29 protein-coding genes and 1 pseudogene are annotated in these 16,592 nt (G+C 63.7%); 2 read left to right on the forward strand and 28 right to left on the reverse strand.

Annotated elements, in window-relative coordinates; all coding sequences use genetic code 11:
* Position 1: 1 nt before the first annotated feature.
* From OEL49_RS06825 to OEL49_RS17370, 28 genes are all read right to left on the reverse strand, one after another.
* Positions 2 to 1,609: a hypothetical protein gene (locus OEL49_RS06825; protein WP_287874275.1), complete on the reverse strand. Its 1,608-nt coding sequence runs from the start codon at positions 1,607 to 1,609 to the stop codon at positions 2 to 4.
* The gene (locus tag OEL49_RS06830; RefSeq protein WP_287874276.1) at positions 1,609 to 2,166 is read right to left on the reverse strand and encodes a DUF3486 family protein; all 558 of its coding nucleotides are present in this window, start codon (positions 2,164 to 2,166) and stop codon (positions 1,609 to 1,611) included. Before OEL49_RS06830 ends, OEL49_RS06825 begins: the two co-directional genes overlap by 1 nt.
* Before the next feature lies 1 nt (position 2,167).
* Positions 2,168 to 2,479, reverse strand: coding sequence for a hypothetical protein (locus tag OEL49_RS06835; protein WP_287874277.1), 312 nt, complete (start codon positions 2,477 to 2,479; stop codon positions 2,168 to 2,170).
* On the reverse strand, positions 2,476 to 2,871 hold the full coding sequence (locus tag OEL49_RS06840) for a hypothetical protein (protein ID WP_287874278.1): 396 nt from the start codon (positions 2,869 to 2,871) through the stop codon (positions 2,476 to 2,478). The genes OEL49_RS06835 and OEL49_RS06840 overlap by 4 nt, the downstream gene beginning before the upstream one ends.
* 8 nt (positions 2,872 to 2,879) lie before the next feature.
* Complete coding sequence (locus OEL49_RS06845; protein WP_287874279.1) at positions 2,880 to 3,113, reverse strand: TraR/DksA C4-type zinc finger protein; 234 nt, start codon at positions 3,111 to 3,113, stop codon at positions 2,880 to 2,882.
* Positions 3,106 to 3,381, reverse strand: a complete 276-nt coding sequence (locus tag OEL49_RS06850; protein WP_287874280.1) for a hypothetical protein — start codon at positions 3,379 to 3,381, stop codon at positions 3,106 to 3,108. The genes OEL49_RS06845 and OEL49_RS06850 overlap by 8 nt, the downstream gene beginning before the upstream one ends.
* A gap of 237 nt (positions 3,382 to 3,618) precedes the next feature.
* Positions 3,619 to 4,155, reverse strand: coding sequence for a glycoside hydrolase family protein (locus OEL49_RS06855; protein ID WP_287874281.1), 537 nt, complete (start codon positions 4,153 to 4,155; stop codon positions 3,619 to 3,621).
* 272 nt (positions 4,156 to 4,427) lie between these two features.
* Positions 4,428 to 5,054: a hypothetical protein gene (locus tag OEL49_RS06860; protein WP_287874282.1), complete on the reverse strand. Its 627-nt coding sequence runs from the start codon at positions 5,052 to 5,054 to the stop codon at positions 4,428 to 4,430.
* A gap of 39 nt (positions 5,055 to 5,093) precedes the next feature.
* A complete protein-coding gene (locus OEL49_RS17355) occupies positions 5,094 to 5,579 on the reverse strand; it encodes a Mor transcription activator family protein (protein ID WP_287874283.1) in 486 nt (161 codons plus the stop codon).
* On the reverse strand, positions 5,576 to 5,812 hold the full coding sequence (locus OEL49_RS06870; RefSeq protein WP_287874284.1) for a hypothetical protein: 237 nt from the start codon (positions 5,810 to 5,812) through the stop codon (positions 5,576 to 5,578). The genes OEL49_RS17355 and OEL49_RS06870 overlap by 4 nt, the downstream gene beginning before the upstream one ends.
* The gene (locus tag OEL49_RS06875; protein ID WP_287874285.1) at positions 5,805 to 6,335 is read right to left on the reverse strand and encodes a phage protein GemA/Gp16 family protein; all 531 of its coding nucleotides are present in this window, start codon (positions 6,333 to 6,335) and stop codon (positions 5,805 to 5,807) included. The genes OEL49_RS06870 and OEL49_RS06875 overlap by 8 nt, the downstream gene beginning before the upstream one ends.
* Positions 6,336 to 6,403: 68 nt before the next feature.
* The gene (locus tag OEL49_RS06880; protein ID WP_308806184.1) at positions 6,404 to 6,739 is read right to left on the reverse strand and encodes an HU family DNA-binding protein; all 336 of its coding nucleotides are present in this window, start codon (positions 6,737 to 6,739) and stop codon (positions 6,404 to 6,406) included.
* Positions 6,715 to 6,915, reverse strand: a complete 201-nt coding sequence (locus OEL49_RS06885; RefSeq protein ID WP_287874286.1) for a hypothetical protein — start codon at positions 6,913 to 6,915, stop codon at positions 6,715 to 6,717. Before OEL49_RS06885 ends, OEL49_RS06880 begins: the two co-directional genes overlap by 25 nt.
* On the reverse strand, positions 6,908 to 7,240 hold the full coding sequence (locus OEL49_RS06890) for a hypothetical protein (protein WP_287874287.1): 333 nt from the start codon (positions 7,238 to 7,240) through the stop codon (positions 6,908 to 6,910). Before OEL49_RS06890 ends, OEL49_RS06885 begins: the two co-directional genes overlap by 8 nt.
* 139 nt (positions 7,241 to 7,379) lie before the next feature.
* On the reverse strand, positions 7,380 to 8,279 hold the full coding sequence (locus tag OEL49_RS06895; protein ID WP_287874288.1) for a recombination-associated protein RdgC: 900 nt from the start codon (positions 8,277 to 8,279) through the stop codon (positions 7,380 to 7,382).
* A 2-nt stretch (positions 8,280 to 8,281) separates the two neighbouring features.
* Entirely contained in the window at positions 8,282 to 8,422 is a 141-nt protein-coding gene (locus tag OEL49_RS06900) for a hypothetical protein (protein ID WP_287874289.1), read from the reverse strand.
* A gap of 1 nt (position 8,423) precedes the next feature.
* Complete coding sequence (locus OEL49_RS06905) at positions 8,424 to 8,651, reverse strand: hypothetical protein (RefSeq protein ID WP_287874290.1); 228 nt, start codon at positions 8,649 to 8,651, stop codon at positions 8,424 to 8,426.
* On the reverse strand, positions 8,651 to 9,184 hold the full coding sequence (locus tag OEL49_RS06910; RefSeq protein ID WP_287874291.1) for a host-nuclease inhibitor Gam family protein: 534 nt from the start codon (positions 9,182 to 9,184) through the stop codon (positions 8,651 to 8,653). The genes OEL49_RS06905 and OEL49_RS06910 overlap by 1 nt, the downstream gene beginning before the upstream one ends.
* A gap of 7 nt (positions 9,185 to 9,191) precedes the next feature.
* On the reverse strand, positions 9,192 to 9,428 hold the full coding sequence (locus OEL49_RS06915; RefSeq protein ID WP_287874292.1) for a hypothetical protein: 237 nt from the start codon (positions 9,426 to 9,428) through the stop codon (positions 9,192 to 9,194).
* Positions 9,425 to 10,306: a hypothetical protein gene (locus OEL49_RS06920; RefSeq protein ID WP_287874293.1), complete on the reverse strand. Its 882-nt coding sequence runs from the start codon at positions 10,304 to 10,306 to the stop codon at positions 9,425 to 9,427. Before OEL49_RS06920 ends, OEL49_RS06915 begins: the two co-directional genes overlap by 4 nt.
* A 3-nt stretch (positions 10,307 to 10,309) precedes the next feature.
* A complete protein-coding gene (locus tag OEL49_RS06925) occupies positions 10,310 to 10,663 on the reverse strand; it encodes a hypothetical protein (RefSeq protein ID WP_287874294.1) in 354 nt (117 codons plus the stop codon).
* Positions 10,660 to 11,034 (reverse strand): hypothetical protein, encoded by a 375-nt coding sequence (locus tag OEL49_RS06930; RefSeq protein ID WP_287874295.1) that lies wholly within the window; start codon positions 11,032 to 11,034, stop codon positions 10,660 to 10,662. The genes OEL49_RS06925 and OEL49_RS06930 overlap by 4 nt, the downstream gene beginning before the upstream one ends.
* Positions 11,024 to 11,689, reverse strand: a complete 666-nt coding sequence (locus tag OEL49_RS06935) for a hypothetical protein (protein ID WP_287874296.1) — start codon at positions 11,687 to 11,689, stop codon at positions 11,024 to 11,026. The genes OEL49_RS06930 and OEL49_RS06935 overlap by 11 nt, the downstream gene beginning before the upstream one ends.
* On the reverse strand, positions 11,679 to 11,876 hold the full coding sequence (locus OEL49_RS06940; RefSeq protein WP_287874297.1) for a hypothetical protein: 198 nt from the start codon (positions 11,874 to 11,876) through the stop codon (positions 11,679 to 11,681). Before OEL49_RS06940 ends, OEL49_RS06935 begins: the two co-directional genes overlap by 11 nt.
* Positions 11,877 to 11,905: 29 nt before the next feature.
* Entirely contained in the window at positions 11,906 to 12,649 is a 744-nt protein-coding gene (locus tag OEL49_RS06945) for an AAA family ATPase (protein ID WP_287874298.1), read from the reverse strand.
* A 32-nt stretch (positions 12,650 to 12,681) separates the two neighbouring features.
* Positions 12,682 to 14,712, reverse strand: coding sequence for a Mu transposase C-terminal domain-containing protein (locus OEL49_RS06950; RefSeq protein WP_287874299.1), 2,031 nt, complete (start codon positions 14,710 to 14,712; stop codon positions 12,682 to 12,684).
* 200 nt (positions 14,713 to 14,912) lie between these two features.
* Positions 14,913 to 15,323 carry a hypothetical protein gene (locus OEL49_RS06955; protein ID WP_287874300.1) on the reverse strand — a complete coding sequence of 137 codons (411 nt, stop codon included), beginning with the start codon at positions 15,321 to 15,323 and terminating at the stop codon, positions 14,913 to 14,915.
* Positions 15,324 to 15,355: 32 nt separating this feature from the next.
* The gene (locus OEL49_RS17370; RefSeq protein WP_349254606.1) at positions 15,356 to 15,685 is read right to left on the reverse strand and encodes a helix-turn-helix transcriptional regulator; all 330 of its coding nucleotides are present in this window, start codon (positions 15,683 to 15,685) and stop codon (positions 15,356 to 15,358) included.
* Positions 15,686 to 15,911: 226 nt separating this feature from the next.
* On the opposite strand from OEL49_RS17370, the pseudogene OEL49_RS17400 reads away from it, so the two are divergent.
* Together OEL49_RS17400 and OEL49_RS06960 are read left to right on the forward strand one after the other, a co-directional pair.
* A pseudogene (locus OEL49_RS17400) lies at positions 15,912 to 16,052 on the forward strand (helix-turn-helix domain-containing protein); the annotation flags it as partial.
* Between the two features lie 24 nt (positions 16,053 to 16,076).
* Positions 16,077 to 16,583, forward strand: a complete 507-nt coding sequence (locus tag OEL49_RS06960; RefSeq protein ID WP_331489251.1) for a helix-turn-helix transcriptional regulator — start codon at positions 16,077 to 16,079, stop codon at positions 16,581 to 16,583.
* Positions 16,584 to 16,592 lie beyond the last annotated feature (9 nt).

Raw genomic sequence — 16,592 nt, forward strand, 5'->3', positions numbered from 1 at the left:
GTCAGTACCTGTCTGCAATGCCGCCCCGGGTATTACGGGGGCGAGAAACCACCGACACGGGGCCGGATGCGACCTCCAGGGTGGCGAAGTTGGCCAGGGCGCCGGCTCCGGCAAAGTCGCCGTGCCGGTACAGCTCCGGGTCTTTGAGGTCTTGGGAGCGGGCCTTGACGATCATGGGGATGCCATCGACGGTCTCGATGGCGCGGATGTCTTGCTGCAGGGAATCGTCTTTTGGCAGGCTGATGGTGCCGTCCTCGAATAGCTGGACAAACTTTGGCATCCAGGCGCCGTACCAGTTTCGGCTGATCTTGACCTGCTCGATGCGGTTGCGGCCGAATTCATCGGCGGTGTCTTCTGCCAGGGTTTCGCCGTTACCGGACGCATCCAGGGCGGCACCGGCAAAGCGGGGAAGGCTGCGGATGATGAAGAAGAGAACCAGCTTCTGCTGCCGGGCCGGCACCTTGTGCATTTCCACCACGAAGGGGACGTCCCGTCGCCTTGCCTGATCCACTCCCATGGGGCAGATGATGGAGAAGTCCCGGTGGCGGGCGTAGTCCATGCCCAGGAAGTGGCGCATGGCCGGGTCTAGCTTGGCGACGACCGGCGCCAGGTGGATGTTGATCCATTCCTCGACATAGGCGTCGCGGCGATAGACCGGCTGCTGGGTAAAGTCGTCATCCAGGGCGAGGCGCAGGACGGGCCGGCCCGGCACCATGGCGTCCTCGATCCAGACGCCGGGGATGCACACACCGTTACCGTCCCGGGGGATGGCGTCCAGCTCCTCGCGCATCTGGGCCTTGCGGGGACCGTAGGCGTTTCGGATTTTCTTGTACCAGCGCTCCTTGCCTTCAGGCGTGGGCGTCTCGCCGCTCATAAAGCACACGCGCTCGTAGAGGCCATTGGCCACGGCATCGTCAAAGGTGGCCTTATAGACCACGGCATCGTCGCCGTAGCGCCCTTCCCGGATATCGGTCGCCATCCCGTTGAAGGGATTGCTCTTGCCGTTGTGGCTGCTGATGATGACGATGCGGCCGCCCCAGATCAGGAGGGCGGTGGCCGCATCAAGGACGGTGGCGACGTCACGGTGGAAGGCCGCCTCATCGATGATGACCTTGCCCTGCAGGCCCCGGATGTTGGCCGGGTTACTGGATAGCGCCACGATCTTGAAGCCACTGGCGAAGCGGATGCGGTAGGCGTTGATCTGGCGCGTGTTGCCGTGTTCGTCTTGGTCGTCGAACAGGAACTCTTCAATTTCGCTGACGCCGGAAGCCTGGGCCTCGGCGATGACCCGGGAGAACTTGGCGCAGTAACCGATGAACTCCAGGCCCTTCTCTTTGGTGTCGCCGATGTAGAAGACGTCCATCCCCCCGGCGCTCTTGCGAGAGGCGGCCGTGATGACGGAGTCCAGGGCTTCGGCGAAGGTGATGCCGGTTCGGCGGCCTTTCTCGCACAACTTGATCTGGGCCTGAATCCCCAGCCATTCGGCCTGGTGAGCCATCAAGATGCCGGCGGTCAGGGGGTTCAGGCTTGAGGGAATCTGGCGTACAGACTCCGGCAGCTCGTCCCACTCGACGACGCGCAAGGTGCTGGAGGATGGCTTGAGAGCCATCATTGAACCCCGAGGAATTTCTTACGCCAGAACATGACCTGCTCTTCATTCATGCCGCCAGCCTTAAAGCTGGCCTCCAGCTCCTGAGCCTGCTCATTCAGCAGTTCCTGACGGATGGCCTGACGCACGTCCGCCTGGTACTTCTTCAGATTCACGCTGGCCCGGGAGAGCGTGGCGATGTTCTTGGCCGCCGTGGAGAGCAGCTTGACCCGCTGCTCCGGCTTGATGGACGCATCGGTGGCCTCCTGCAGGTTCACCAGGGTCTCGAACAGCTCGGTCTGGACCAGGGCGATCACGGCCTCGGAGCGGGCGTCCTGGTCATCGGCCGCGCCTTCGGTCAGCATGCGGGCGGCTTCGGTACTGGCCTTGATGGCCGCCAGACGGCGTTCCAACGGCTTGCCGTAACGCTGGATGGCGCTTTTGCTGATCTGGAATCCCCGCTCCCGCAATTCCTCTTCCAAGGCCAGGTACTGGGAGAAGTTCTTTTCCATCAGGGCCGACACCAGCCAGGCCTTCACCTCCGGCGGCAGGGCTTCGACGCTGCTGCGCTTGGCCATGTCAGCCCCAGTACTTCTCGGGCCGGGCAATCCCGGGCTCGACATCCACGGTGTACTCGGCCACGTCGGTGCCGGTGCGGGTGAGGTCTGCCCACCAGCGGCCGGATGGTTCCTTGCGCAGTTTCACCAGCTCCCGGTCCTCCAGGTAGTCGAGCTGCTGGCGGACTTCCAGGGGCGTCACATCTGGATAGATGGCCTGCATGGTCATCAGGACCACGTCTTCACACACCGGCTCCGGCCGGGCGTTGTAGAGGGCAAGGATCAGGTACCAGCGCAGGCCCTCGCGTCGCACTTTGGCTTGATCAATGTTCATTGCATGGCTCCCTTGCGCTGGGCCTGGTGAATGGCATCCAGCTTGGCTTCGATGATGGTTTGGTTGCGGACGTAATCCTCTCGCCGGACATACGTGGTCGGCAGCTCGGCCTTCAGTTCCAGTACCTCGCGTTCAACACGGCGCCATTCCTTCCCCTCTTCCTTGAACGTCTTTTCCAGGTCGGTGAATCTGGTATCCCAGTGCCCCATGCCTTCAACACGGGCCTTTTCCTGGGTGGCAAAGCGTTCATCCAGCAGGGTCTTCTGGGCTGTATGCCGCTCATCCAGCCGTTTGTTGAATTGCCAGAGAAGTACTTTGCCGAAGGTGTAGAGCAGCCCCAGGAAGGAGATGGTCACGTAAATGAGGTGCCACAGTTCAAACTGGATGGGCATGGTCTTTCTCAGTAGTGGTGTCGGTTCAGCGCATCGTCCAGCTCGGCCTGGCAATGCACACAGGTCTGGCAGCCGGGGGATGCCTCCCGGCGTTCCTGGGGAATCGGGTCATGGCAGACGGCGCAGCGCTTGGCAGAGGGAGTGGCGGCCTGGGCTTCCATCATCTGGTGGTGGGCCTGCCAGGCAGCCTGCCGCTCGGCCTGCTCCAGTTCGCTGGCCTGATCGAAGGCGCGCTTACTCATCACCCCGGAGTTCCTTGTTGGTCTTCTCGATCCACTCCACCAGTCCCTTCAGCCGCTCCCTGGCCAGGTGATACAGGCCCGCCGAGATCACGTGGTTCTCCACCAGGTCGTCCAGGTGGTTGCTGGCCGGCTCCGGTAGCCGCTCCGGCGGTAACGTCGTCAGGCTGGCCGGCGGGATCAGCCGGGGCGCCATGGTTGGCTGACCGCCAGCGGCGCATGCCGTCAGCGTCAAGGCGACAATCAGGAGGGGAAGGATTCTCTTTGACATGGGCGCGGCCCTCGGTGACCAGGCGCTGGGTGTGTTCGGCCTGCTTGGTTTCGGACTGGATGGTTTTGACCTCGACCTGGTGGCCGACTTCAGCAGCCTTGTCGTGTCGCTCGATGGCGGCCTCCTGGGCGCCGACCTTGCCGGCCTGGCACTGGGTCTCCCCGGCCGAGTCGCCCCAGAGGTAGCCGGCTCCGATCCCGAGCAGGAAGGCCAGGAGGACATAAGCGAGACTGCGGATCACCAGGCACCTCCCATGCAGCGGCGGTACTCGGACTGGCGGCGCTTGGTCAGGCCGGGAATCCGAACCAGGGGGCACTCCCACTTGCCCGTTTTTGGGTTCTGCACCCTGGGCTTGGTGCAATCGCGGAACTTGTCGAAGTCCAGGATGGCGAGGCAGGCCGCTTCGTACTCCTCCCGCTCCAGCTTTCCGGGGATGGACGAATCGCAGACCGCTCCGGCGCCCACGTTGTAGGCCAGGCTGACGTAGGCGTCGTATTCGTGCTGGAACAGCTTGGCGTTGATGCAGCCCTTGAGGGTCTGCTCCTTCATGGTGACGGTGCGAACCATCAGGGCCAGGCCGGCCGGGGGGGTAATCTTGTCGCCCAGCTGGACGGGGGAGCCATCCGGCCGGGTGGTGCTGCCGAAGGCATAGGTGGGCTTGTCACCCGGGAGGGGCTGGGTTGCAGTACTTACCCAGCCTTCGTAGCCGGCAAGCCCGCCGAGGCCGAGTGCAGAGAAGCTCAGGGCGGCGATGGCGATGCGGTTAAGCTCCAAGGCGCTTTTCCTCGTAACGATTCGGCACAAGCCAACATGGACCGTCGTCGGAAAAGAACCGGGCGCGGCCCTCCAGGGATGGAGAAGCCTTGCAGTAACCGTATCCATCAAGCCCCCGGCGACGTTCGTCGCCGGATTTTTCGTAGTGGATGCAGTCCCGGCAGGCCATGGGCCAATGCTACGGGTGCGGGTATGGAGCAGCAGGGGGATGGCTGTCGGCAGCCAAATGAAAAGCCCCGCACAAGGCGGGGCTTCGGTGGGTGGCGATGGGGCTAAGGTGAGATGCTGATGACGGTTCCCGAGTCATCCAAAACGAATGTCCTCTCTTCGATTACGTAGCCACCAAATCCATTCTTCGATCGGTAACGGTGGGCCACCACATTGGCTCCATTTTCTCGCCTAATTTTAGACCAAGAAATCGGCTGATATGAATCAGGATCACGCAGGTGGTTCTGTAGATAGGCTTTAACCTGGTAAACAGAGCCGTCGACTGGGCTGTTCTGAGGGCCGCTATTCTGCTGGAGCCTTCCAAAGTGGAGAGCTGAGGCAAAAACCACAATGACCAGGCCGGAGACAAGTAGGACCCCTGTCTTCTCGGCTGTTGTGGCTTCGGAGAATGGCTTCAATGTTGGCGGCTGGTATGGGTTCGAGTGACCACAATGAGGGCAGACATCTGCCTCCCTAGAAACCTTTTCCCGGCAAGCTTTGCACTTGCTTGTCAGAGGCCAGCGCTCCGGTGCAGTAACGAACATTGCATCATAGACTGCCGCGACGAGACTCTTTTGTTTGGGCTTTTCATAGTATTTCTTCCCACAAGCAGGGCAGGCCCAGGCCGGTGCCGTTTCCTCTTCGGCCGGGGACCGGGTGTGGCCGCAATGTTTGCACGTTTCAGTAGCCATACATTTCTCCTTTATCGCCATTGTCATGGATGGGCGTGGTCAGAACAAGGGCATCTGGCTGTCGTCTGGCGGCGGCATCGGGGAGCCATCCGGGTTGGACGGTTGGGAAATGACGCGCTCGATGGTGCGGCTGGCTAGGTTGTACGTCAGGCCCAGCTCGAAGACGGCCTCCCGGTGGCTGTAGCCTCCGGCGCTGCTGACCAGGCGGTCGTAGTGGCTGCGGATTTTGTCGTGGGTCTTGGCCCACAGTGCGTCCTTGCAGGAAGGAACATCCAGAATCCCGCCCCCCCAGTGCATCACGATCCGGCGGGCGGCATGGTCGCCCACGATCTCCTGCAGCATGTCGTAGCGGCGCTGCCCTTTTGCGCTGTAACGGCCAAACACCTTGGGGCAGGGATACTCCTGCCCGGGCCAGGCCGAGATGAGGCGGGCGGTGGCTTCCAGGCCTGCGACCTGGATCAGCTCCTCGGCGATCCTGGGGAAGGATGGAAGGTGGCGGATTTCCTGGAGGTCTTCAGGCGTCACTTCTTCGCTCCTTTGAATATCTGGCTTTGCTCCAGTCCCTTGGGTTGCCACATCAGGCCGCGATGTTCCAGCCAGGCATACACCAGGCGTTCGTTGAGGGTGCCTATGGCCTCCGGCGTTACCTGAAAGTCCACCTTTCTGGCTGGGAGATTCAAGGCGTAGTGGAAGGCTGCCCAGAGCGCCACGGCAGCACCGCACATGGCGCCGGCGAAGAAAACAATGAAGTCATGCATGCTTGGCTTCCTCCAGCTTCTTCGCCCAGCTCTCCAGAATCTGGATCAGCACGTGCATGTGCACCGGGCCGCAGGTTTCCAGGGGAGCCACCACCTTGCACACCTGGCCGTTCAACTTGTAGCCCTTGGACTGGGCGATGATTCCCTCCACCCAGGCCTTGGGCATGATCTTGACCTTGGGCTCTTGCAGGGCGCCGATCTTCTGGGCGCAGCGGTATATTTTCTTGGCCAGGGCCTGGGTCTCCACCGGCAGGCTGAAGACGAAGGCCCACTCGTTCGCGGGCTTTTTGTCGGCCTGCACCGGCCGGCGCTTGGCGGGCTGACCCAGGCCCAGGCGGTCGAACTCACGCAGCACGGCGTCAGCCTGGGCGAGGCGTTTGATCTGGGTGGTGCTGGTAACGTCTGCGGTGCGCTGCAGGAGGTCACGGTAGGCGGCATCGTCCAGCAGCTCGGCCACCTGGTGGCGGCGGGTACGGATGGCGACGATGCGGCGCTTGAGCTGGTCGGCGGGGAGCATGGCCATGCTGTTCTCCTGGAAGTCTTCTGGCCGGGCGGCCCCGTTACCGAGGCCGCCGAGTCAGGGGACTCGGGTTAGGGGTTGAGGGCCTTCTTCAGGGTGATGGAGACGGAGAAGCCGGGGGCCTTCTTCGCGGCGATCTGCACGTCCTCGCCGGTCTTCGGGTTGCGGCCGGTGCGGGCGGGGCGGTCCTTCACGGTGAACTTGCCCAGGGAGGGGAAGGCGACGGCATCACCCTCCTGCAGCTGGTTGGTTACCACGTCGGCCGTGGTCTTGAGGATGGCCTCCACGTCCTTCTTGGAAGCGCCGGAGACTTCGGCGACCTTAGCGATCAGTTCGGCTTGGTTCATGTGTTGCTCCTTGTGGTTGGTTGCTACGGGAAAAATTAGTGGCCGACCTGGTCGGCCCAGTGGGTGTCGGTGGCGCCATCAGGCCCGGTTACCTCCACCGCTACCCGGCTTTCACCATCGGGGCGGTAGAAGCTCACAGAGACACCCTCGGGAAGGAAGCGGCCGACCATGGCCACCGCCTGGGCCAGCTCGGCCTGGGCGGTCAGAACGGGGAGAACCTGAGAGGCATTACCCATGGGGTACCCCACGCGGGTCTCGTGCATGGAAAACGACGCCGTTATTCCCCCGGCGGCCGTTACCTTTAGCGGCCCATTCAACCCAGGCACGAAGGGCATCAACAGCCGCCATTTTTCCTTCCGCTTCGGGAACTCCGGGAATAAGCAGCTTGCCGGCGCTGGCCCCCTGGCCATGTCGGGCCAGGACGCTGACGCGCCCTTTCAGGAAGGCATCAGGCCCCGAGGCAAAGACGATGCAGCCGCTGCCATCTGCCTCATCATTCGGTGCGACCTCGCCGAATTCGATCAAGCCGGATTTCCAGCACCAGGCCAGCATGGGAGTCATGTTGAAGTAGTTGCTGCAGTTGCAGCGCGGGCATACCGACTGGGTAACACCCTGGCAGCCTTTCTTTGGGACGTAGGGGCGTTCCGATTCCAGGTGCTTGTTACGGCAGCGGCAGCACTGGACGGGGGCGTCTTGACGGTCAGGCATTCAGCACCTCCCCCCCAAGCGCTTCCACCAGGGCCGGGATGAAGTGGCGCAGCTCCCCGGTGAGGATGGCGAGATCCGCATCGAGCTGTTCGGCGGCGTTCTCGGCCTGCGTTTCCGCCTGTTCCTTGACCACATCCAGGAACGCCAGGCGCTTCACTTCCTGCTTTTCGGTGAGGACCAGGGACATGCGATCGTTCCAGGTCATGGCCAGGCGGGTGGGCAGCTTGCCGGCGGCGATGTGCTGGCGCACGTCGTCGCCTTCCAGGGTGTGGCGGACATAGCGGACGGTGGCCTTGCCCTCCACCGGAGACTTCACTTCGCAGTCCCGGTCGATGGTGAAGCCCTCCGGCGCTTCGCCGCTGGCCAGCCACTCGGTCATGGCGGCCGTGGGGGACATGGCGGTGTTGAGGCGCTCCAGGGGGAAGTTGTCCAGGGCCTTGCCGAGCAGCTCCAGGGCTTCCTCGGCCTTGGAGGCGTTACCGGCATCCACCACCAGCCAGCCCTCCTGGGCATCGATCAGGAGCATGGTGCGGCGGCACTGGGTGAAGGCACGGGGCAGCAGTTCGTCACGTACCCGCTCCCGCAGCTCCTTCATCTGCTTGCGGCCTACCGGGTAGCCCTGCTGCACGGCCAGTTCCTCGGCCCGCTCCTGAGCGGCGCGATTGATCACGGCCGTGGGCAGCAGCTTGGCCTCCACCTGGAGGGCCAGCAGGAAGGCCTGGTTGCCGATGGTGTAGGCCAGGGCATCCCCGGCCGGGGGGACAAAGCCCTTGGTCTGCGGGTCCATCTTCCCGCAGGGCTGGAAGCGCTGGCGCTGCAGCTGCTCGTTCAGGGCCTGGGCCGTGATGCTCCAGGCAGGCGGCAGGCGGTAGATCATGGCGTTGTGGAACATGGTCAGCTCCTGGTGACTTTGAAGGTGACGGTCTTCGGCGGGCTGGGGATGATCCAGTCCAGCGCCTTGAAGCCGACGCACATGAAAGCGCCCATGGCGAAGGACCAGCTGGCCAGGGCGAGGAGTTCGCGGACCTTTTTCATGTCAGTCCTTCCGTTCCTGGGAACGCCATTCACCGTCGCGGTAGAACTCAATCAGCTCACCGCTGGCAGTGTCGAAGGCTTTGAAGGAAACCGGCCCCTTGGAGGCCTTGGCCAGAATCTCGCAAGCGGCCTTTACGTCCCGATACTGGCCACCATTGCAGGTGATGAGGTTGGCCCAGGAACCGCTGGAATTGACCTTGATCTGGACGACCGGGAGTACTTGAGCCATTACGCAGCCTCCCCGGCCAGCTCCGCCTCGAAGGGCACCACCACGAAGTCCTCGCCCTGCTGGATGCTGATGCCGGGCACGGTGGCCACGGCTTCCGGCTCGTTGAGGATGGCCTCCTTGTTCACTTCGTCCTTGGTGCGGATGAAGCGAGTCAGGCCCAGGCGGCGCAGGAGGTCCAGCACCGCCTCGGCACCGACGACACGGACGCTCGGGGGACGCATGCGCCAGGCGACTTCCCCAGTGGTGAGGGCGGCGGTTTTCACCTTGCCGCCGTTGGTGATCTGGTCCCGGTTGGCTTCGCACCAGGTCTGGACACCCTTGGTCAGCGTCTCGATGCGGGACTTGTGGGGCTCGGCCTGGATTTCCCAGCGTTCTTTCACACGGGCCAGCTCGTCGTTCATGTCGGCCGTCAGGCGGGTCAGTTCGCGCTGGCGTTCGCCGATCTCGCGGATGGCCTCGGCGGTCTGCTCCCGGGTCTGGGGGACAAAGGCCGTGGCGGCGGCGGTCTTGATGCGGGTCTTTTTGGTGGTCATAGATTCCTCACTCGGTAACGGTTTGGGGGGGCAGGACTTCCAGCTCGTCCTGGTGAAAAAGGGTCAGGTTGGGGCGCTTGCCCTGGGGGGTGCCGTCCCGGTAGTTGAGAGCGACGGCCACGAAACCGGGCAGGAGCTTGAAGGCGCTGGCGTCGCAGATGACGCCTGTCCGATCCTGAAGGTGGGCAATCTGCTCACGGCCGGGGCGGTGCCCCGTTACGCGCACGGCGATTCCGGGTTTCATGCCTTGGTCTCCTCGAGGACTTGGGGGTCGAAGCGGGGCGGCCAGGCCGTAATCTCCAGGCAGCCCAGGAAGTAGCCCAGGCGCCGGGTGGCGGAAGGCGGCAGCACCATGACCTGGTTGTCGTCGGTGATGGAGAGGCGGCCGTCGTCATGGATGGCGAAGCTGACCTCCTGCTCGGAGGACGTATCCGCCCCGGGGGCTGCAGCGGCAACTGCAGGCCCCGGGGTGGGAGTGGATACGGCGATGGCCACCAATGAAAGGTTGGCACCAGTGCCGTCGCTGACGCTGTTGTTGCCCGACACCTGCGCCTGGTCGGCCGGGGTGGCAACAGCCCCGGAAGGAGAAGTGGGGGAAGCCAGGTAGTAGGCCCTGGCTCCTTTGCGTTTGGGGTGGTCAGTGGTAGCTGCTACGCCGCTATCCAGCAGGCGGATCATGGCCGGGTTCCAGCTCGACTGCGTCCGCTCCAGCAGCTCATTGATGTCGCTAGCCGTCATGGGGGCATCGGCGCTGGTTCCCTTCAGGATGGTCTGCAGGGCAGCATCCAGGTCGATGGCTGGTGCCTTTGCGGGGGTACTCATGGTGTTTCCTCTCTCCGGCCGCGGCGGCCGGGTGAAAGAGCCCGATGGCGGGCGCTTCTTCGGATTGATGGTGAAGGCGTAGCCGGTGCTGGGCGCCGGCAGGCTGGTCGGCCAGATGGCCAGGAAGGACTCGCCCTTGCGGGTGATGCGGGCCTGATTCACGGCCCGCTGCGCGTACAGCTCCTCAATGAGGGAGGCAGCCTGCAACTCAGGAATCCCCAGGCGCTTGGCCAGGTGGTCAAGCCGATCCGGCTGCTGTGACGTGGCCTTGGCGATGGCCTGGAGGATTCGCTGGTGCATGGCTTAGTCCTCAGTCCAGAAGACGCAGCAGTCCATGAAGCGGCCGGACACGACGGTCTTGCCTTCCTTCTCCTGGAAGCGCTTGTTCGTCAGGCGATCCAGCAGGGGCGCCATGGTCTTGTCGGAACGGGTGACGCAAATCTCCGGCAGCTGGCCGGCCAGGGCCGTCCAGGCCACCGAGTAGCCCATGGCACGAATCTCCCGCTCGGCCGCAGTGATGGCGGCCAGGCGGACCAGGAACACGGGGGTGAAGACTTTGGCCTCGGGCATGTCCGCTCCTTCGGGACCGGGATTGATGACAGTCACCCCGGGGAACGGGAAGACGTTGATGGCGATGCCTTGCTGTGCGCGGTTCATTGCTGGTCTCCCTTCTCGGGTCGGTTGGGGCAGGTCTGGCATACCTTCCAGACCCGCAGGTCCAGGGGGTTGTGGGTGGGGGCCTTTTCGTTGCCCCGGTAGCACTCCCGGCGCTCCACCTCCAGGTCGCAGCGGGCCGGGCAGGTAACGCGGTGGAAGCGTTGGATTACCCGGTCGGTAAAGCTCTGGGGCATGCCACCCTTCTTCAGGTCATGCAGGGCCTGGCTGACGTAGGAGCGGCCTACGCCTAGGCGGATGGCCACCTTGGTGACGCCGCCCTTGCCGGCCGCCTTGATCTCCGCCTTGAGGACCGTCTTCCACAGCGGTTCGTCGGTGGCCGCCGGGGCGACGGCGGTTGCTTCATTGCTCATTGAGTGCCTCCAGATCGGGTTCTTCGCGCCAGACAACGGCGCCGATGTTCGGGTCGTAGACGCTGGTCAGGTGCTGGACGATGGGCGGCCGGGGGCCGGGCTCCTTGCCGGTCTTGGGGTTTTTGCGGCGCAGCTGGTACCGGGCCTTGGAGCCCCCGGCCCCATTGCGGGCGGGCACGGTTTCTTCCAGGTAGGCGGCCTGCAGCAGGGCGGTGATGTAGGACTTGGCGGTATCAGCGCTCACCTTGACGGTGGGCGTGGTGGCCATGAAGGCGATCTCAATACTGTTGAAGTCGCCGCCCATCTGGGCCTGGTTGCGCATGGCCCGCCACAGGTTCTCGTTGATGGCGCCACGGACGGTCGGCTTGCCGTCCTTGGTCAGCCGGGGTGCTTCCACCCCGTTGTCCTTCACCAGGCGCAGCCACTTGGTGCTGACGATGCCCTTGTTGGCCTTCTCTTCCCGGACCACCTTCAGGTAGCCGGCCTTGACCAGGACGGAGCAGTATTCCCACACCACTTGCTGGGAGACCTTGGCGGCTCCGGCCAGCTCGGTCTGGCAGAACTCCCGATCCCGGCGGGCGCGGATGGCTTCCCAGATGCGCTGCCGGGGGCTCTTGCCTCCGATCATTTCGAGGTGGGCTGGCTTACGGGGCATGGGGGGCCTCGTCTTGTTCGTCGATGCCAGCGTCCACCGCCATGTTGAGCAGCTCATTCCAGCTCAAGGAAAAGGTCTTTCCGGTCTTTGAGCTACGAATTAGCGGCTGACCGTCTAGGGTCGTGTCCAGGTCGTACTTGGTGCCGCCCTGCCCAGAGGCAGTGCCGCAGGCAACGCGCACGAACATCTTTTCCTGCGAATAAATCGTCCCAGGCATCACACCCTCCGCTTCTGGATTTCGCCGGTGTAGATCGGGCGGTCCCCCCAGAGGGCCGCATCCACCGCGCCCCAGCCGCCCACAGCGGCCTCTTCGGCGATGCTGCGCAGATTCACCACCACCCGGCGCACGGAGCCCTGGGAGGACGTTACGAGGCGCGCCAGGAGGTCATCGGCGATCTGGAGACCAGGGGCGTAGATCGGGGCCAGCTGCTTGGCATCGCCCAGGGAGACGGGCTGGGCCGGCACCCAGGCGAGGACGCGGGAGTGGAAGCGCTCCCACTTCTTCAGCTTGGTGGGCAGTTGCTCCTCACCGACCAGGAGGATGGCGGCCTGGCCGCCGTCGTGCATGTCGCGGACCAGCTCCAGCATGCTTTCGTTGCGGGTGGCATGGTCGAACTCGTCAAGGATCAGGGGACGGTCACCGGCTCCGGCCAGCTGGTCGCAAACCTGGTCGAGCATGTTGGGGATGGTGCCGTGGGGCTTGATGCCCATTTCCGTGAGAATCTTCTCCAGCAGGGTCTTCCGGCTCCAGGCGCTACGGATTTGCACGAAGTAGCCCCGGTGCACCTGGGCCAGACGGTTGCAAGAAAGGGACTTTGCCCAGCCGGCCGGGCCGTGGAGGACAGCCAGGCCGGGCAGGCCAGGGCCGCGCTCTACCAGGCGCTGCAGGGCCACGGCGGTGATGTCCAGGTTGGCGATCTGGGCGATCCCTGGTGCGGCGAGAGTTTGTTGGGTTACCATTGCGGCTCCTCTAGTAGTTTCAAATTCCGGCCTCACCGGGCCGGCACTCCTTGAGCCGAAGCGTTGGCGCGCTCCGGCTCAAATCTTTTCTGCATGGCCCGGAACTGGGCGGTCTGCGGGTAGGTGACGAACCACCGGGCATCGGCGGCGTCTTCAATGGCCTTGCCTTCCAGGACTGCGGCTTCCAGGTTTTTCCATTCGCGGTAGTTGGTTTCCGGCGGGAACTGGGTGCGGCACTTGCGCAGCTGGGCCACGGCCGGCTCCGGCGCGGGCTCGATGGGCTGTTCCTGGGCGGGTTCGGTAACGGTTGCCGGCTGGGTGGCGTTACGGCGGGCAACGAAGGCGGCCAGGTCGGGCGGCAGGGCCGAGACGGGCTCTTCGATCCGCACGGACACGCTCTCGATGGCCGCCCGGTCGATGGTGCCCAGGCCGGGGATAACGATGCTCTCGGCCTGCTCCAGGGCGGGGCGACCACGGCGCTCCAGTTCGATCTCTTCCCGCTTGGCATCCAGGCGCTGCAGGCGGGCGTCGGCCCGGCGCTCCCGGGCCTGCTCGACCTGGGACATGGGGAAGTAGTCGGCGCTGTTGGCGTTCCACTCGGCCTTGCAGATCAGGCGGCCGTCTTCGTCATAGACCCAGACCCACTGGGCGTTGTGGATGTCGTAGGCCACTTGCACGGTGTCGCCGTGGAACTCGGTGAGGTCGCGGGAGAAGTAACGGTAGCCGCCGAAGGCGACCTCGCCGCGCTGTGCGACCCGAGCCACCCGAGGGCGGTACAGCGTCTCGGCTTCGTCTCCGGTCAGCATCAGAGGCTCCCAGCCTGCCGCCCGGTGCTGGGCCAGCATTTCGTTGGGGCTCATGTGCCGCCGCTTGCCGGCAGCGTCTGTGATCTTGGGCAGGCTGCGGTGGGGGCGGTCGTTGTACTCGGCGATGCGCTCGTTGCAGAAGGCGATGAAGTCGGCCCAGCCGATCAGGGGTATGGCGCCGCCGTTCTTGATGGCCTTGCGGGTGATCTTGAAGATGGCCAGCTTGGCTTCACGGTCCATCTTGGCGCCCATGTAGCTTTCGAGCTTCTGGGCCGCACTCACCCAGACGGTCTTGTGCAGGCGCTCAATGACGCCCCGGGCCTGGGAGTTGTAGGGCAGGGAGTGGCAGACCTGGAAGCCCAGGCGCCCCTTGAGGCCTACGCCTTCGTCCTTGATCAGGTCGTTGTCGTAACCGGAACCGTTATCGACGTAGAAGATGGCCGGCAGACCGTTACTGCGGCCGGCGTCGGCCAGGGCTTCCACCACCACCAGAGCGCCTTCTGCCAGGCCGATGGAGTACCCGACAATGCGGCGGGTGCCGACGTCGGCAATTGAGGTGACTTCCGGCCGGAAGGGGCGGCCGTGGTAGGGGTGCTGCACTTCGGCGTCGAAGCAATGGCCGTCCGCCGTCCAGACATCGTTGGGCAGCAGCTTGTCGAAGGCCCGGCGCACGAAGGGCTGGATGTTCTTCAGCTCACGGTCACCCATGCGGCCCCGTTCCCGGGTGACGGCACCCATCTTGTCGAGGAAGCGGCGCACCTGGTGGATGCTGGGCAGATCGTCCCGCTTCACTTCCTTGCAGAAGTCCTTGTAGGCCTCGGCCACGGATGGCTTCTGGGGGCGCTGGTAGTAGGAGAGGAAGGCCGGCGCCCACTCGGGCACGGACATGTCCTTGACCGGCACCTTGGGGGTGAGGTCTTGGGCGGCCAGCCAGCGCTGCAGGGTGCGGGCGGAGGGATAGGGGCTTTCGCTCTTGCGGCCCCGCTTGTCCTTGGCCAGCCGCAGCATGGCATCCAGGGTGGAGTCCAGACGTCCGGAGCCGGCATTGGTCAGCAGGGTAACGATGGCCGCCTCCAGGCTGCACCTGGATTCGCCCTGCAGGCGCTCGATGGCCAGGCGAACACCGTTGCGGGCGTCCCGTTCCAGGCGCTGGGTATCGGTCAGTAAAGAAAAAGGCACCGCCGGGGAAGCAAGGGGGAGGACTCCCCCGGCAGTGGCCGGCAAAAAGGAGCCGGCATCCTGGAGAACCTTGTCCATGACCTTGCTCTGGACGGCCTTGCGCACGTCGGCGGGGAGCTGATTCAGGGGATAGAGGCGCTTGGTCCCGCCGCGCCCCGTTCTTTCCTCAAAGGGCCAGCCCTCTTTCTCTGCGCGCCGGAGAACGTTGGTTCTGTGCAGGCCCATGGCGTGGGCAATGTCAGCCACAGCGAACGTCTGAGTTATAGGTGTGGGGGCGTTCATGCGCTTTCCCCCAACAGTCTCTTGAGGGTCTTTTCCTGCTGGGCAAGCTCGTCCTTCATCCGGCTAACCTTGCCGAGTTGGGCTTCCAAGGCTTCCCGGCCTACGGAAAGGCGGGCGCCTCGCAGGTCAGCCAACCAGGCGGTAATGGCATGGGTTTCCAGGACGACTTCCAGAGCCGGCATGTATTCCAGGGGAAATCGCCAGCCGTCGCGGCTCTCGGCAGTCCAGGAGTCCAGTTGGTTCTTGGTGATTTCGTGGCCGACTAACTCGGACATCCTTGCCGCCACTTCGTAGCGGTTAAGAGGCGAGGCCTTGAGCAGATCGGAGATCAGGCTCCGCAGCTGCTGACCGATAAGAAGGGCTCCGGGCCGGGGGAAAACCGGCGTTGGCACCTCGAATAGGTCCATGGTCAGGTTGTCAGCAGGCCGGCGTGGCATGTTCACGCAGCCTTACGTGCATTGCCATTGCGCCTGGTAACGGCTCGGGTACACTTCTTTTGCTGCAAAACTTGGAATCCTTGGGGCTTCCGGGTTCCGTCTTCGTTGTACCGGCTCGGCCAGATTTCCTTAGGGTGCAGTCCCAGGGCGTCGGCGATCCGTTTCTCATTGAGGGGATAGCTACGCACAAGCGCGGCCGAAAACGTTGAACTGCTGGTTAGTCCATGTTCGGCAGCGATGCTCGTAAGGGTTTTACCCGCCTTGTGAAGGGCGGCTTTGATGTCAGCAGGGTGCCAGTCTTGACTGGTATTTTTATTGCAGTTCGTTGCCATGTTTTGCACCGCGTTGTGGTTGTGCGATGGATGGCATTACACAGAACTATTGTTCTGCTGTCAACGCAGTTGACGCAGTATTTTTCTGTGCACAGCTTTGGAGAGGTCATTTTTCTATGCACGTACCGCTGAAATCATCTTGTAGAGCGGGTTTTGCGGAAGTTGTGCGCCATGTGACGTGCACAGCTTCTGTGCACATCTTGATCTCCGAAAGTGGTGCGCGATGATGATCTCTGACAGGCTAAAGGCTGCACGGGCTGCCCTTGGGCTTTCCCAAAGGGAGATTGCAGCAAAATCTGGCGTGTCCGCTCGGGGGTATCAGGGATATGAAGATGGCAGGAGTGTTCCGGGGGGAGATGCTCTGACAGGGTTGGCCAGTCTGGGAATAAACGTGAACTGGCTACTCACCGGAGACGGAGAAATGCTGCGGGCCGAGGGGAATGAGGAGCGAGGCGCTCCTCCGCCGAATGAAGGTTATGTAGCGGTCCCGCTCTACAACGGCGTCCGCGCAGCAGCTGGCCATGGTGCCGTGGTGGAGCATGAGGCCCCTGACGATGCCCTGATGTTCAAAGAGGATTGGATACGCTTTGAGTTGGGCACCAGGCCTGAAGACCTGCGCCTGATAAGGGTTTCAGGGGATTCCATGGAGCCGACGCTCCGCTCTGGCGACGTGATCCTGATCGATCACAGCGCCACCCGGCCAGACCGTGAGGGCATCTACATCCTGCGCATGGATGGGATGCTCCTGGTTAAGCGTGTTCAGGCGATGCCGGGCGGCATACTGAATATCTCCAGCGATAACGCAGCCTTCGCCCCATGGCAGCTCACACGGGCCGACTTAGAGGGCTCGGAAGTGTGCATCGTTGGGCGCGTTGTATGGGCCGGCCGCCGGTTCTGACCACTCCCC

This window comes from Azospira sp. (genome assembly GCF_030247495.1).
GTDB classification, from domain to species: Bacteria; Pseudomonadota; Gammaproteobacteria; order Burkholderiales; family Rhodocyclaceae; genus Azospira; species Azospira oryzae.

Bases quoted from the DNA above. Each gene is read 5' to 3' on its own strand.
- OEL49_RS06825 (WP_287874275.1), bottom strand. From the start codon at position 1,609: ATGGCTCTCAAGCCATCCTCCAGCACCTTGCGCGTCGTCGAGTGGGAC.
- OEL49_RS06830 (WP_287874276.1), bottom strand. From the start codon at position 2,166: ATGGCCAAGCGCAGCAGCGTCGAAGCCCTGCCGCCGGAGGTGAAGGCC.
- OEL49_RS06835 (WP_287874277.1), bottom strand. From the start codon at position 2,479: ATGAACATTGATCAAGCCAAAGTGCGACGCGAGGGCCTGCGCTGGTAC.
- OEL49_RS06840 (WP_287874278.1), bottom strand. From the start codon at position 2,871: ATGCCCATCCAGTTTGAACTGTGGCACCTCATTTACGTGACCATCTCC.
- OEL49_RS06845 (WP_287874279.1), bottom strand. From the start codon at position 3,113: ATGAGTAAGCGCGCCTTCGATCAGGCCAGCGAACTGGAGCAGGCCGAG.
- OEL49_RS06850 (WP_287874280.1), bottom strand. From the start codon at position 3,381: ATGTCAAAGAGAATCCTTCCCCTCCTGATTGTCGCCTTGACGCTGACG.
- OEL49_RS06860 (WP_287874282.1), bottom strand. From the start codon at position 5,054: ATGGCTACTGAAACGTGCAAACATTGCGGCCACACCCGGTCCCCGGCC.
- OEL49_RS06870 (WP_287874284.1), bottom strand. From the start codon at position 5,812: ATGCATGACTTCATTGTTTTCTTCGCCGGCGCCATGTGCGGTGCTGCC.
- OEL49_RS06875 (WP_287874285.1), bottom strand. From the start codon at position 6,335: ATGGCCATGCTCCCCGCCGACCAGCTCAAGCGCCGCATCGTCGCCATC.
- OEL49_RS06885 (WP_287874286.1), bottom strand. From the start codon at position 6,915: ATGGGTAATGCCTCTCAGGTTCTCCCCGTTCTGACCGCCCAGGCCGAG.
- OEL49_RS06890 (WP_287874287.1), bottom strand. From the start codon at position 7,240: ATGACTCCCATGCTGGCCTGGTGCTGGAAATCCGGCTTGATCGAATTC.
- OEL49_RS06895 (WP_287874288.1), bottom strand. From the start codon at position 8,279: ATGTTCCACAACGCCATGATCTACCGCCTGCCGCCTGCCTGGAGCATC.
- OEL49_RS06900 (WP_287874289.1), bottom strand. From the start codon at position 8,422: ATGAAAAAGGTCCGCGAACTCCTCGCCCTGGCCAGCTGGTCCTTCGCC.
- OEL49_RS06905 (WP_287874290.1), bottom strand. From the start codon at position 8,651: ATGGCTCAAGTACTCCCGGTCGTCCAGATCAAGGTCAATTCCAGCGGT.
- OEL49_RS06910 (WP_287874291.1), bottom strand. From the start codon at position 9,184: ATGACCACCAAAAAGACCCGCATCAAGACCGCCGCCGCCACGGCCTTT.
- OEL49_RS06915 (WP_287874292.1), bottom strand. From the start codon at position 9,428: ATGAAACCCGGAATCGCCGTGCGCGTAACGGGGCACCGCCCCGGCCGT.
- OEL49_RS06920 (WP_287874293.1), bottom strand. From the start codon at position 10,306: ATGCACCAGCGAATCCTCCAGGCCATCGCCAAGGCCACGTCACAGCAG.
- OEL49_RS06925 (WP_287874294.1), bottom strand. From the start codon at position 10,663: ATGAACCGCGCACAGCAAGGCATCGCCATCAACGTCTTCCCGTTCCCC.
- OEL49_RS06930 (WP_287874295.1), bottom strand. From the start codon at position 11,034: ATGAGCAATGAAGCAACCGCCGTCGCCCCGGCGGCCACCGACGAACCG.
- OEL49_RS06935 (WP_287874296.1), bottom strand. From the start codon at position 11,689: ATGCCCCGTAAGCCAGCCCACCTCGAAATGATCGGAGGCAAGAGCCCC.
- OEL49_RS06940 (WP_287874297.1), bottom strand. From the start codon at position 11,876: ATGTTCGTGCGCGTTGCCTGCGGCACTGCCTCTGGGCAGGGCGGCACC.
- OEL49_RS06945 (WP_287874298.1), bottom strand. From the start codon at position 12,649: ATGGTAACCCAACAAACTCTCGCCGCACCAGGGATCGCCCAGATCGCC.
- OEL49_RS06950 (WP_287874299.1), bottom strand. From the start codon at position 14,712: ATGGACAAGGTTCTCCAGGATGCCGGCTCCTTTTTGCCGGCCACTGCC.
- OEL49_RS06955 (WP_287874300.1), bottom strand. From the start codon at position 15,323: ATGGACCTATTCGAGGTGCCAACGCCGGTTTTCCCCCGGCCCGGAGCC.
- OEL49_RS17370 (WP_349254606.1), bottom strand. From the start codon at position 15,685: ATGGCAACGAACTGCAATAAAAATACCAGTCAAGACTGGCACCCTGCT.